This is a genomic window from Streptomyces sp. NPDC041784 (assembly GCF_055591025.1).
This window is the reverse complement of sequence record NZ_JBVJAB010000008.1, coordinates 237,256-250,282: the sequence shown is the minus strand read 5'-3', so window position 1 is coordinate 250,282 and position 13,027 is coordinate 237,256. Positions and strand designations below refer to the sequence as shown.

The window sequence follows — 13,027 nt, the reverse complement described above, 5'->3', positions numbered from 1 at the left end:
GGAGGGGAGGAGTTACAGTTGGTGGGTGTGGGAAAAAGGCGCGGCGGGGGCAGACACAGAACCCTCCGGAAGGAGGCCCCCACGGGGGGGGGGGCCCCCCTTCCCCCCCCCCACCCCGGGTCGGAGGGCCGGTGGGTCAGACGGTCGCGGGCAGCGGCTCGGAAGCGGGCGGTGCCGCCAGGCGGCCGGTGCGGTGCAGGCCGTACAGGGCGGCCGCGCACGCCAGGCCGAGCGCGAACAGCGTGATCCACGGCAGCGCGGGCATCCCGGCCGCGCGGGCGGCGTCGAGCGCGGCGCCCGTGCCCAGGTTTCCGACGGTGATGCCGATGCCGCAGATCGTGTTGTACAGCCCGTAGTGGGTGGCGACGCGGCGGTCACCGGAGAGGCGGACGATGGTGTCCATCTCGAACGGATAGGCGATCATCGTGCCGACGGCCAGCAGCAGCGCGGCGAGCGTCGGCGGAACCGCCGCAAGCAGCCACAGCCCGATCCCGGACTCCGGTACGGGCACTGCGGTGGCCAGCAGCAGAGGGACAAAGGCCAGGCCCATGGCCGCCAGCCCGCGCACGAGCGCCTGCCCGGGCTCGTACCGCGCCTTGCACCACGCCGTCACCCGCGTCTGACCGAGGATCGTGCTCAGCCCGGAGACCGCGAAGAGCACCGCTACCGCCGCCGTGCCGAACTCCCCGTCGCCGCCCAGCCGGCGCACCTCCAGCGGCAGCGCCAGGTAGACCTGGAAGGACAGGACGTATGAGCCGATCATGGCAACGGAGAACAGCAGGAACGGCCGGTTGGCGAGGATGCCGCGCCACTGGGCGAGCACACCCTGGCCGCCGTCGGTCCCCTGCCGCTTGGCGTCCTCAGCCCGCCGCGCGGGCAGCGCACGGATCTGTACGACGCTCAGCAGCGCGAAGATCCCGGCCGACACCAGGCAGGTGATGCGGAAGTCCACCCCGGTCAGCACCATGCCCACCAGCGGGCCAAGCAGGATGCCGGCCTGGTAGAACACGTTGAACAAGGCGAACGCCTCAACCCTGCGATCCCCCGCGTCGGCCGCGAGGTACGCCCGTACGGCGGGGTTGAACAGCGCCCCGGCCAGCCCGGTGGCAGCGGACGCGGCGAGCAGCGCGGGCAGGGAGTCGACCAGTCCGAGCGTCGCGAATCCGAGGGTACGCAGCACACACCCGGCGACGATCATCGGCTTGTAGCCGAGCCGGTCGGCGAGCGTCCCACCGACCAGGAACATGCCCTGTTGGCTGAAGTTCCGTACACCGAGAACGAGCCCCACGATCCAACCGGCGAGGCCGAGGGTGCCGGAGAGGTGGGCGGCCAGGTAGGGCATCAGCATGTAGAACCCGAGGTTGATGGTGAACTGATTCACCATCAACACCTGGACGCTGCGTTCGTACGACCGAACCTGCGTGAGCAGTCCCTTCACCGGCCCTCCTCCAAGGAGTCGGACGCGACACCCGGAGCGACGTCGGCAACGTCTTGTTCCGCGCCTTGCAGGATGAGGGGATCGACCACGGCTGTGCACCGGGTCCAGCGGGTGACCTCCTTCTCGTCCAAGCGGCCGATCAGCTCCGGTTCGGGCGCCGGGGGTGAGTCCAGCAGGCCGTGGGCGGCACAGTAGTCGTCGTCGTAGACCGTCCCCAGATAACGCTGCGGGCCATCAGGGAAGATCGCGACGATCCGTGCGTCCGCCGGCATCGTCCGGGCCAGCCAGCCGGCCACCAGCGCCACCGCACCGACACTCCATCCGCCGGTGGCGTAGTGGGAGGCGGCCAGTTGGCGGCACGTCCACACCGCCTCATGCGGGGCGACCCAGTGCACCTCGGAGAAGTTCTCGTAGGCGACGTTGCGGGGGTAGATGCTGGAGCCGAGTCCGCGCATCAGCCGGGGCCTGGCGGGCTGGCCGAAGATCGTCGAACCCGTCGTGTCCACGCCGACCACGGTCAGCTCCGGGTAGAGCTGGCGCAGCACCCGGGAGACGCCCGCGGAGTGGCCGCCGGTGCCGACGCTGCACACCAGCACGTCGATGTGGCCCATCTCGGAGGCCAGTTCGAGAGCCAGCGGGGTGTAGGCGGCGACATTGTCCGGGTTGTTGTACTGGTCAGGGCACCAGGAGCCGGGGTGCTGCTCCATCAGCAGCTGCACACGCTCACGGCGGGCCTGCTGCCATCCACCGGTCGGGTGGGGCTCGGAGACCACGTTGACCTGGGCGCCGTACGCGGTCAGCAGCCGGGTCATGGACAACTCCAGCCCCGGGTCGGTGACCAGGGTGACCGGATGGCCGTACACCATCCCGGCCAGCGCCAGCCCGAGACCCAGGGTCCCGCTGGTGGACTCGATGATCCGTCCGCCGGGCCGCAGGTCGCCACGGGCCCGTGCCCGCTCCACCATGTGCAGCGCCGGACGGTCCTTGATGCCGCCGGGGTTGAACCCCTCAAGCTTCGCCCAGAAGCCGCGCCCGGCCGGGGTCAGCGGCTCCGACACCCGCAGCAGCGGGGTGTTGCCCACCAGCCCGGACAGGGCGGCCTGGCCCGAGTTGACCGCGGCCTTGGTCAATGACTGCATGTCTGTGTTTTCGCTCTCGCTCGATGAATGCACGGGTGCGGGTTCATCTCGCGCGCCATGGCGACTGGGGCGGACCGCGGGTCCGCGTTCATGCCATGGGCGCGCGGCAGCCGACGAGTCGGTCGGCTGCGAGCGAGTGGTCTAGATCCGCCACCGCGACGTACGGACGAGCGCGACGCGGCCGGCGCGTGCCCTGCGACGTCTGCGCGATTCATGCCGTACGAGGGGTCTCCCCATCGCCAGGGACACGGCGACGAGTACGACCACGGCCATCACGCCGAGGGGAAGATCTTCGGTCGACTGGGCTGCCGTACGGACGATCGCGTCCGCTGCACAGTCCTCGGCCTCGTGGGGGCCGTGGGGCCCATGAGGCTCCCCGCCCGCGGCCGTCGCCGAAGAAGCGGCAGGCGCGGGCACCGACGCGTGCGTCTCCTCGGGCACACCGTGAATGACGGCGCACAGCATGAGCGCCATCGCGAAGGTGGCGCGGATCGCCGAGACGAATCGGCGCCACCGGAATGAGCCGCTTGGGGCCCATGGGGCGTACGCGGGCATACGGGAAGGTGTCGGCACAGGTCCTCCGCGCTGCTGCCACGTCTCCGACAAGGACGGAGTGAGGCGCAGAGAGTGGGTGGGGGCAGGACAGCATCGACGAACGTGACGCCCATCATGAGCACGGGATACGACGCTCGTCGCGCGCTACCAGCCGAACCGGTGACCACCGGCAGGCCGGTTGGAGTACTCCGTACTCCTAGACCTGCTGCACTACGGAGGCCGCTCTCAGAGCCGCTGGTGGCGCCCCGTCGATGGGCCCACCTGCGACAGGCACGCGCATGGTCGAGGCCTCATCGGCACTGGTTGATTCGCGAACCGACGCCGCAAAGCAGGGCGATACCAGGGCAGAACCCTGCTGAGGCTGACCGGATACACACTGTTCGCCAGGATGCGACGGTTCATCACCGCCATGGTGACCGTCGGCTTCCACAGCGAACAGGGGCACAGACTCGACGGCTGCGTGGCGAACGCCGTCGGCCGACAGTGCGACAGAGGCGATTGCGCTGGTGGCGAGGTGTCCCTTGGCGCTCTCCACGTGCCCGCCATGTGCCACGAGGACACCGAACAGGAGTACGGCCAAGGCCAGCACGCGCAGCAACGGACCCGCATCGGGGCGGGTCCTTACTGTGCGCCAAGGCGACCAAGCCGTAACCATGCCGTGATCCTAGCGGCTCCTCGGCAGCGATCGACCACCAGTCCTGAAACGTCGGTTAACTCGTCAGGCGAATGGCTTGTTTGCTGTGGCGAGTATGCGGGCGACTCCGGAGGCGGCGTCTGCACGTATGTGCACCGCCGGCACGACAGCGACGGTGACCCCTCGGCCGCGCGCCTCAGTGCGCGTGTCCGGCCTCTTCCTCGGCGGGCTTGGTCTGCGAGGGCTTCTCGGACTCGTCCACCGCGCCGCCCGCCTTCACCGTGAAGGCTGCCGTGCGCACCTCGCCCTTGTGCTGGAAGTCCAGGAACAGGCGGTACGTGCTGGCGCTTGGCGCCGTAGCCGTGAAGGAGACGTCGGGGCCGGGCTGGGTCTTGCCGTCGCCGGGCTCGCCGTTGGGGTGGACGTGCAGGTAGGCGAGGTCACCGGAGCGCAGAGCCACCAGGTGGCCGTAGGCACCCAGGTACGGCTGGAGGTCCCGGACCGGCTCGCCGTCCCTTGCCACCGTCAGAGTCAGTTCACTGGCCTTGCCGGGGGTCAGGCCGCCGTCGAGCTTCACCTCGTACCCGTCGATCCTCGCGGTGGTGTTGCGCCCGGGCAGTTCGGCGGGCTCGTACGTTCCGGACGCCGCGAGGTCCGCACCGAGGGTGAGTGCCTCGCCGCCCTTGGGCTTGAAGTCGGCGAAGACGCGGTAGCCGCCGGCCTTGGGCAGGTTCACGGGGGTGGACCAGGTGCCGTCGGCGGCCCGGGCGGGGTGCAGATGGCGGTAAACGGTCAGGTCGCGCGAGGCGAGGATCAGGTGGAGTTCCTTGTCGTGCTCGCGCTGGTACGCGGTGACCTTGCGACCGGTCCCGTCCTGTACGACGGCGAAGCGCAGCTCGGTCTTCTTGCCGGCCTCGACGCGCGGGGTCTTCAGGTCGAGTGTGTAGCCGTTCCTGGAGATCTCGAGGCCTCCCGGCGGTATGGCCGCATACCCCCCTCCCTTCGCCTCGTCGTGCCTGGCCGCCGCCTTCTCGTCCTGCCCGGCGGCGTGACCTTCAGCGCCGCCGTGGGTGCCGCTCTCCGGCTCGGGCGAGATCACGTCGACGGCGCCACCCACGCCATAGGCGGCGCCGAAGGTCGTGGCGAGCGCCGCGGCGAAGACGGTGATCCGCAGTCCGGTGTTCATGGCCAGCTCCTCATCTCGCGGCCGCTCAGCGTGCGACCGATGCAGCTCAACATACCCCCAGGGGGTATGAAGTCAAGTCTGATCCCCCTTGCGAGGAGATACCGGCAGGGGGTATATCTGGAGCCCTTGCCCATACCCCCGAGGGGTATAAGTCACCAGCTGTGGAGGATCCCCCATGTCGAACTGCTGCACCTCCGACGGAAGCTGCCACACCACCGCGGAGATCAAGACCACCTACAAGGTCGAGGGCGTTGGCAGTGCCCACTGCCAAGGCGTCGTCGCCAAGGCGGTGGGCGGCCTGGACGAGGTCACCGCGGTCGACGTCGAGATCGGCACTGGCCTGGTTACCGTGACGACCGCCGCCGAGCCCGACGAGGCGCTCGACGCGCTGATCGCCAAGACGGTCGACGAGGCCGGATACGACTTCACCGGCCGCGTGGCCGCCTGACCCACAAGCCTCGGCGGGCCGCCATGCCCGACCGGCCCCGCCCCTCCCCAGTGCAGATCGCATCCGTGAGCTCCGAGGAGCAGACATGACCACCACCACGCCCGGCACCGAGGTAGAACTCGCCATCGGCGGCATGACCTGCGCTTCGTGCGCCGCCCGGATCGAGAAGAAGCTCAACCGCATGGACGGGGTCGAGGCCACCGTCAACTACGCCACCGAGAAGGCCAAGGTCACCTTCCGCGAGGATGTCGCTGTCTCCGACCTGATCGCCACGGTCGAGGCCACCGGCTACACCGCACGCGAGCCCGAACCCATACGCACCGAGCCGGACGCCGACAGCGGCCCCTCACAGGACGAGAGCGACGAACTGCTGCCTCCGCGCCAGCGGTTGACCGCCGCGGTCGCGCTCGCCATCCCCGTCATCGCGATGGCCATGATCCCGGCGCTCCAGTTCGAGTACTGGCAGTGGCTCTCGCTCACGCTGGCGGCACCCGTGGTGACCTACGCCGCGTGGCCCTTCCACAAGGCCGCCTGGACCAACGCCAAGCACGGCGCCGCCACCATGGACACACTCATATCCGTCGGCACGTCAGCGGCGTTCCTCTGGTCCCTGTGGGCGCTGTTCTTCGGCACTGCCGGAACACCTGGCATGACCCACCCCTTCGAACTCACCATCGCCCGCACCGACGGCGCCGGGAACATCTACCTGGAGGCCGCGGCCGGCGTCACCGCCTTCATCCTGGCCGGCCGGTACTTCGAGGCCCGCTCCAAGCGGAAGGCCGGAGCGGCGCTGAAGGCGCTGCTGGAGCTGGGCGCGAAGGAAGTCACCGTACTGCGTGACGGACGCGAAGATCTCATCCCCGTCGGTGATCTGAAGGTCGGCGACCGGTTCCTCGTACGGCCTGGCGAGAAGATCGCCACCGACGGCGTCGTGGTCGAGGGCTCGTCCGCCGTCGACGCCTCCATGCTCACCGGCGAGTCCGTGCCGGTCGAGGTCGGCACCGGGGACGCCGTGACCGGCGCCACACTGAACGCCGGCGGCCGCTTGGTCGTCGAGGCCACCCGTGTCGGCGCCGACACCCAGCTCGCCCGCATGGCCAAGTTGGTGGAGGACGCGCAGAACGGCAAGGCCGCCGCCCAGCGGCTCGCCGACAAGATCTCCGCGGTCTTCGTCCCTGTAGTGATCGCCCTGGCGCTCGGCACCCTGGGCTTCTGGCTCGGCAACGGCGCGGGACTGACCGCCGCCTTCACCGCCGCAGTCGCCGTACTGATCATCGCCTGCCCGTGCGCCCTGGGCCTGGCCACGCCGACCGCCCTCATGGTCGGCACCGGGCGCGGCGCCCAGCTCGGCATCCTGATCAAGGGCCCCGAGGTCCTGGAGAGCACCCGCAAGGTCGACACCATCGTCCTGGACAAGACCGGCACCGTCACCACCGGCAAGATGACCCTGCTCGCCGTGCACACCGCCGACGGCACCAGCGAGGACGACGTCCTGCGCCTGGCGGGCGCCCTGGAGCACTCCTCCGAGCACCCCATCGCCCAGGCCGTCGCCTCCGGCGCCGCCGCTCGCGTCGGCACGCTGCCCACCCCGGAAGACTTCGCGAACATCGCAGGGCTTGGCGTCCAAGGCGTCGTCGCGGGCCACGCGGTCCTCGTCGGCCGGGAGAAGCTGCTGGACGAGTGGGTCATCGCCCTGCCGGAGGAGCTGCGGCGCGCCAAGGCCGAGGCCGAGGCGGCGGGGCGTACGGCCATCGCGGTCGCCTGGGATGGCGAGGCCCGCGCGGTGCTCGAAGTCGCGGACGCCCTCAAGGAGACCAGCCCGGAGGCCATCAAGCGGCTGCGCGCCCTCGGCCTGACCCCGATCCTGCTGACCGGCGACAACAAGGCGGTCGCCGAGGCCGTCGCCGCGGAGGTGGGCATCGCGCCCGAGCACGTCATCGCCGAGGTCATGCCGCAGGACAAGGTCGACGCCGTCAAGCGCCTGCAGAACGAAGGCCGTTCGGTCGCGATGGTCGGCGACGGCGTCAACGACGCCGCCGCCCTGGCCCAGGCCGACCTGGGTCTGGCGATGGGAACGGGGACGGACGCCGCGATCGAGGCGGGCGACCTGACGTTGGTGCGGGGCGACCTGCGGGTCGCGGCGGACGCCATCCGCCTCTCCCGTAAGACGCTGGGCACCATCAGGTCCAACCTCTTCTGGGCCTTCGCCTACAACGTCGCCGCCCTGCCGCTGGCCGCCGCCGGCCTGCTCAACCCGATGATCGCGGGCGCGGCCATGGCCTTCTCCTCGGTGTTCGTGGTCGGCAACAGCCTGCGACTGCGCGGCTTCCAGCCCGCCGACCGCTGAGCCGCCGACGAGGAAGGGGAGATCACCGTGCCCGGACACCACGCCCAACAGGACGACATACTCCGACGGCTGCGCCGGATCGAGGGCCAGGTGCGAGGACTGCAGCGCATGGTCGAAGAGGACGCGTACTGCATCAACGTCCTCACCCAGGTCGCCGCCACCAACGCCGCGCTCCAGTCCTGCGCCCTGGTGTTGCTGGAGGAGCACCTCAACGGCTGCGTCACAGAGGCGATCGTGGAGGGCAGCGAACAAGCCCAGGCAAAGGTCAGCGAGGCATCACAGGCGATCGCCCGGCTCGTACGTGCGTGACAGAGAGCCCGGACCCGGCGGAACAGCGCTCGGGCCCGGGCTCCGACGTTTCTGGCTCTGCACGTTCATCCCGGCCACGGACGGATGAGTGCGCTCCGCGGTCCGGTTTACGGCCTCAGCCATCGGAGCACGCGCTGCAGGAGACGAGCAGTAGATGGTCGGCTCTTCGACGCGGACCGTCGTTGCCCGGACTGGCCGGTCCGCGCTCGTGCTGCTTCGACCTGCTTCGGCGTCCACCGCTCGGCCCGGCGCACCGTGCTGTCGCGGATCCAGCGATCGACAGGGATAGCTCCAATTCCCGATGGACGGGCTGAGCGTGACCGACGCACCGTCGAAGGTGAGGCGCCAGTCAGTGGGGCCGAGCGGGGTCACGACCTTGCTGCCACACCCGCAGCAGCACAGATGGACCACCGTCGTGACCTGCGGGGACACGTAGAGGACGCCGGAATCGAGCCGCTCGGGAATGTCCCCGAGCAGCAGCCGATCCCGCACCCCGGCAACCACGTCGTAGGCCGTGACGAGCTGGTCCAGATGACTTGAGTCCGACGGGATCTTCGCCCTCGCTGCCTCACTCACACGCCAACAGCAGCACTGTCCGACCCACAGCGGGGCCACTCTTCGGATCTGATCGCAACACAGCGTCACGGAACCAAGATCCGCCAACTAGCGTGCTCATCCGCCAACTAAAAATGTCGGTCGCAACTGTGACCGAGAACTCTAGTTGGCGAATCATGGACTGAGACGCGCAGGTCGGGAGCGGGTGGAGAATCCTTGTTGGCAAATCATGAGAGACATAGTTGGCCAATGATGGGTTTGGATGCTCACTGTGAGTGAGTGACGGGGCGAGCCGGTTCCTCGTCGGCGATGCCGAGCGCCTGGTGAACTCGATCCCGTAGGCGCGGGACGTTCGGGGTTGGAAACGCCGATCTGGCATCCCGTAAGGCGCTCTACGAGTTCGTCCGCTTGGTCGCGGAGCGGACGGCGCCCGCCGAGGAGGGGGATGTTCCTGCCGGTACCCCGTTCTGGCAGCTGCGGGAGGCGCTCAGGTCGGATGGCCTGGATCTTGTCGCGGAGTACGAGACCACCGAGGAGATGTGGGGCAGGTCCAGGTCGCGGCTGCTTGGTGCGCGTCTCCTGCCTCTCGACGGGCCCCGCGCGCCGCTGAGTGACGAGATCACAGCGCTGGAGCACGAATTCGACCGGCTCGGGTTGACCGTCGCCAGGAACTGCTACCGCCAGGCCGTGGACAATTTGGTGGAGCAGCGTTTCGAGGCGGCGAACGGCCAGTTGAGAGCGATGTTCGAGGCTGTCGCCGTGAAGGCCTCGACCGTCAGCCTGGCCCCGGGCACGCAATCCTGCTACCCACTGGGCTCGCCTCGGCAGGGCGGTGTGCCTCGGAATCAGCCGTTGTCCGTGCCGGTCCAGCTGTGCTGGCCCTGGAGCAGGACGCTGCTGGGTGTCACGCCGAATGCCTGCTTGAAGGCTGTGCTGAAGTGGCCCATGTTGTTGAAGCCCCAGCGGAAGGCAACGTCGGTGACCGTCGTGCCGCCATGCGCACGTGAGAGGTCCCGGTAGCAGGCCTTCAGGCGACGCTCCCGGACCCAGCGACCCACTGTTGCGCCCGTACCGGCATGAGCGAGATGCAGCGTGCGAACGGAGATGTCGAACGCCGCGGCGATGGAGGAAGCGCAAAGGTCCGGATCATCCAGGTGATCCTCGATGTACCGGCGGGTCCGTATGACCAGCGCCTCGCGGGCGCTGCTGGAAACAGGCTGCTCCGGAGCGGGGACGAGGGCCGTTTCGAGGGTGTCGAAGAAGGTCTGGGAGGCAATGGCCAGATCCGTGTCGGACAGGTGGTCGAACTCGCGCGTGATGGCCTGTAGCTGAGCGGCAGCGATCGAGGCGAGCCCTGACCCTGGCCGCACGGAAACGACACCGTCGGCGCGGGAGGCACTTCCGGCAATCGCCTGGGGCAGCCGCTCGCGGGGCAGGAGCAGGTACAGCTCACGGTGGTCCCCCACGGCCTCGAAGTCGTGCGCCAGTTCACTGTCCCAAACCAGCAGGTCGCCGGGACCGAGTTCGACCTCGCTGCCGCCGACGTACCGGCACGTCAGCCGTCCGGAGAGGGTCACGAGGACGCCCACGAGCGGGCCCTCGCTCGTGGCTGCCTGTCGGCCGGTGATTCGGCCGCAGCGGAGTTCTCCGACGGTCAGCTGGTCCAGCCTCCGGTACCGCACTGACACGCCGAAGGGTTCGGGCTCTGAGAACGACAGTGCCCAGCCCAGGTGCAGCTGGGACATCTTGCTGCTCCAGGCGTCCGGGACGTGATCTTGTGGGGACCCGTGGGTTGACCAGGTCAGGGCTGCTGTCATGCGCCATCACCTTCGTCGGCGTATGCATCGAGTGAAACCCGTTCCGCCGGGTCGTGACAAGCGCCCGTGCCGTCTGACGGACCAGCCGTCGGGCGCGGGATGCACGAATGCGGAACCCGGAGTGCGCTCTCACGGAAGCACGGTGGCCGGATGTTGCCCAGAGTTTGCCGCAACGTAAAAAGCGTAGAGCCGCGGCGCCAGCGCCTCGACTCATCACGGAAGGGAAGCAGCCGTGAGCGATCGCCGACCGGTTGTCATCTATGGAGCCAGTGGCTACACCGGCCGCCTGGTGGCCGAATACCTGCGCGAGTACAGCATTCCGTTCGTGGCAGCCGGCCGGAACAAGGCCAGGCTGCAGGAGATCATGAACGCCGTCCCGGGCATCGAGACGGCCGACTACGAGATCGCCGAGGTCGACGGCTCCGTCGAGTCCCTGGCCGCGCTCTTCGAAGGCAGGAAGGTCGTCTGCAACACGGTCGGCCCCTTCCTGCGGCACGCGCCCGCAGTACTCGAGGCCGCGCTGCGCGCGGGCTGTCACTATCTCGACACCGCCGGTGAGCAGTCCCACCAGCTCGCGGTCCTGGACGAGTGGGGCCCGAAGTACGCAGCAGCCGGACTTGCCGTGTCCACCGCCGTCTCCATGCAGTACGCGGTTCCCGACATCGTCGCCCGCATCGTCCTGGAGACCCCCGGCATCGACACGCTTGAGATCGGCCAGTACACCCGGAACATCCCGACGGTCGGATCGACGCAGTCGATGTTCGACGTGATCCGCAAGGACGCCTACTACCTGGAAGACAACGTCCTCAAGAAGTACGACGGCATCGTCCAGCAGGACATGGTCGTGCCCGGCACCACCCTGGTGGTCCCCGGCCTGAACTGGGGCGGCACCGCCATGCCGGTGTTCTTCCGGGACGACCGCCGCGTACGCACCTGCCGCATGTTCGTGGCGATGCAGAACGAGAAGGGTGACATCCCCCAGCGGGTACGCGAAGCGGAGCGCATGTTCAAGGTCCTCTTCCAGTGGCTGCCCGAGGAGGAGCTCTACCCGGCGCTCGACAAGGTGGCTGCCACCATGACGCCGGATACACCGGCCCGTGAGAACCGGCAGGTGAATCGTTCGGTCGACTGGTGCACGGGCCGCGGCAACAACGTCACGGCACGGGCGGTCATCCACGGCACGTCCGGATACCAGATCACCGGCCTGGTCCAGGCCTACGCCGCGATGCGGCTGCTGGGCAACACCTTCAACGGGGTCGGGTTCCGCTCGCCCGCGCAGCTGGTGGGACACCGTGAGCTCATGGGGGCTCTGGAGGCGTACGGGCTGGCGCGTGTGACCGAGGAGAGCGCGGCGTGACCAGCAGCTCACAGGTGTGGGTCGCCGGGGTCGGCATGACCCGGTTCGGGGTCCGGCCGGAGGCCTCGGTCAAGGACCTGACCCGGGAAGCGGTGACCGAGGCGCTGGCCGACGCCGGTGCCGAGCTCGGCGCCGTGCAGGCCGCGTACTTCGGCAACACCTGCCAGGACGTGCTCGAGGGGCAGGTCGTGGTCGCCGGCCAGATGGCGCTGCGCTCGATGGGCTTCGAGCGCATCCCGGTGGTCAATGTCGAGAACGCGTGCGCCACCGGCGCCACCGCGCTGCACCAGGCGATCATGCATGTGCGCTCCGGCGCGGCCGATGTCGTGCTCGCGGTCGGCGCCGAGAAGCTGAGCATCGGCGACAAGCGCAAGGCACTCGGAGTGTTCGACGGCGGCATGGACGTCTCGGACCCCGAGGGCGTGCGCGCCCTACTGACCGAACTCGGCGGCGAGCTTCCCGACGACGGCAAGCCGCGCAGCGTGTTCATGGACTACTACGCGGCACTCGCCCAGGCGCACATGGACGCCTTCGGCACGACCCAGAAGCAGCTCGCGGTCATCTCCGAGAAGAACCACGCGCACGCGGTGCACAACCCGCTCGCGCACTTCCGCGAGGAGATGTCGGCGGCGGACATCCTCGCGGCCCGGCCCGTCGTGGGGCCGCTCACGGTTCCGATGTGTGCGCCGCTCACCGACGGCGCGGCGGCGGCCATCGTCTGCAACGCCGCAGGCCTGCGACGGCTGGGCGCTCAGCACCCGATCCGGGTACTGGCCGCGGTGCTGGGCACCGGAACGGTGCGCCCGCTGTCGGCCTGGGACCGCTCGGCCACCCGGCTCGCCGCCCTGCAGGCCTACGAGGAGGCAGGCGTGGGGCCGGAGGACGTGTCGGTGGCAGAGGTCCACGATGCGTCGGCGTTCGGTGAACTCCTGCAGACCGAGCTGGTGGGGTTCTGCGAGATCGGTTCGGGCGGTGAGTTCGCGGAGTCCGGCGCCAGCCGGCTCGGCGGCCGCCTTCCCGTCAACCCGTCCGGAGGGCTGGAGTCCAAGGGCCACCCCATGGGCGCCTCCGGCCTCGCGCAGATCTACGAGCTCGTCCACCAGCTCCGCGGTACCTGCGGAGCCCGCCAGGTCCCCGACGCCCGCATCGCCCTCGCGGAGAACGGCGGCGGCCTGTACGCCGGCGAGGAAGCCGCCGCCGCGATCACCATCCTCAGCCCCTGACCGTCCGCCTGCACCAACC

General features: G+C 69.3%; 11 protein-coding genes. 6 read left to right on the top strand and 5 right to left on the bottom strand.

Annotated elements, in window-relative coordinates; translation table 11 throughout:
* Window positions 1–136 precede the first annotated feature (136 nt).
* The 3 genes from ACZ6D7_RS19765 to ACZ6D7_RS19755 all read right to left on the bottom strand — a co-directional run bounded on the left by ACZ6D7_RS19765 (window position 137) and on the right by ACZ6D7_RS19755 (window position 4,952).
* Window positions 137–1,438: an MFS transporter gene (locus tag ACZ6D7_RS19765; protein ID WP_469491971.1), complete on the bottom strand. Its 1,302-nt coding sequence runs from the start codon at window positions 1,436–1,438 to the stop codon at window positions 137–139.
* Window positions 1,435–2,577, bottom strand: coding sequence for a PLP-dependent cysteine synthase family protein (locus ACZ6D7_RS19760; protein ID WP_469491969.1), 1,143 nt, complete (start codon window positions 2,575–2,577; stop codon window positions 1,435–1,437). Before ACZ6D7_RS19760 ends, ACZ6D7_RS19765 begins: the two co-directional genes overlap by 4 nt.
* Before the next feature lie 1,385 nt (window positions 2,578–3,962).
* Complete coding sequence (locus tag ACZ6D7_RS19755; RefSeq protein WP_469491967.1) at window positions 3,963–4,952, bottom strand: hypothetical protein; 990 nt, start codon at window positions 4,950–4,952, stop codon at window positions 3,963–3,965.
* A gap of 175 nt (window positions 4,953–5,127) precedes the next feature.
* Here ACZ6D7_RS19755 and ACZ6D7_RS19750 point away from each other — a divergent pair, with 175 nt between their 5' ends.
* From ACZ6D7_RS19750 to ACZ6D7_RS19740, 3 genes are all read left to right on the top strand, one after another.
* On the top strand, window positions 5,128–5,400 hold the full coding sequence (locus ACZ6D7_RS19750; RefSeq protein WP_469491965.1) for a heavy-metal-associated domain-containing protein: 273 nt from the start codon (window positions 5,128–5,130) through the stop codon (window positions 5,398–5,400).
* A gap of 85 nt (window positions 5,401–5,485) precedes the next feature.
* Complete coding sequence (locus ACZ6D7_RS19745; RefSeq protein ID WP_469491963.1) at window positions 5,486–7,747, top strand: heavy metal translocating P-type ATPase; 2,262 nt, start codon at window positions 5,486–5,488, stop codon at window positions 7,745–7,747.
* Window positions 7,748–7,774: 27 nt separating this feature from the next.
* Window positions 7,775–8,056, top strand: a complete 282-nt coding sequence (locus ACZ6D7_RS19740) for a metal-sensitive transcriptional regulator (protein ID WP_469491961.1) — start codon at window positions 7,775–7,777, stop codon at window positions 8,054–8,056.
* Here the strand turns inward: ACZ6D7_RS19740 and ACZ6D7_RS19735 are convergent.
* A complete protein-coding gene (locus ACZ6D7_RS19735; RefSeq protein WP_469492214.1) occupies window positions 8,024–8,467 on the bottom strand; it encodes a ubiquitination-like system serine protease family protein in 444 nt (147 codons plus the stop codon). The genes ACZ6D7_RS19740 and ACZ6D7_RS19735 overlap by 33 nt on opposite strands.
* Between ACZ6D7_RS19735 and ACZ6D7_RS19730 the strand changes: the two genes are divergently transcribed.
* Window positions 8,459–8,596: a hypothetical protein gene (locus ACZ6D7_RS19730; RefSeq protein ID WP_469492230.1), complete on the top strand. Its 138-nt coding sequence runs from the start codon at window positions 8,459–8,461 to the stop codon at window positions 8,594–8,596. The genes ACZ6D7_RS19735 and ACZ6D7_RS19730 overlap by 9 nt on opposite strands.
* An 860-nt stretch (window positions 8,597–9,456) precedes the next feature.
* Here ACZ6D7_RS19730 and ACZ6D7_RS19725 read toward each other — a convergent pair.
* The gene (locus ACZ6D7_RS19725; protein WP_469491959.1) at window positions 9,457–10,356 is read right to left on the bottom strand and encodes a helix-turn-helix domain-containing protein; all 900 of its coding nucleotides are present in this window, start codon (window positions 10,354–10,356) and stop codon (window positions 9,457–9,459) included.
* Window positions 10,357–10,660: 304 nt separating this feature from the next.
* Between ACZ6D7_RS19725 and ACZ6D7_RS19720 the strand changes: the two genes are divergently transcribed.
* Together ACZ6D7_RS19720 and ACZ6D7_RS19715 are read left to right on the top strand one after the other, a co-directional pair.
* On the top strand, window positions 10,661–11,785 hold the full coding sequence (locus ACZ6D7_RS19720; protein WP_469491957.1) for a saccharopine dehydrogenase family protein: 1,125 nt from the start codon (window positions 10,661–10,663) through the stop codon (window positions 11,783–11,785).
* Window positions 11,782–13,008, top strand: coding sequence for a thiolase family protein (locus ACZ6D7_RS19715; protein WP_469491955.1), 1,227 nt, complete (start codon window positions 11,782–11,784; stop codon window positions 13,006–13,008). Before ACZ6D7_RS19720 ends, ACZ6D7_RS19715 begins: the two co-directional genes overlap by 4 nt.
* Window positions 13,009–13,027 lie beyond the last annotated feature (19 nt).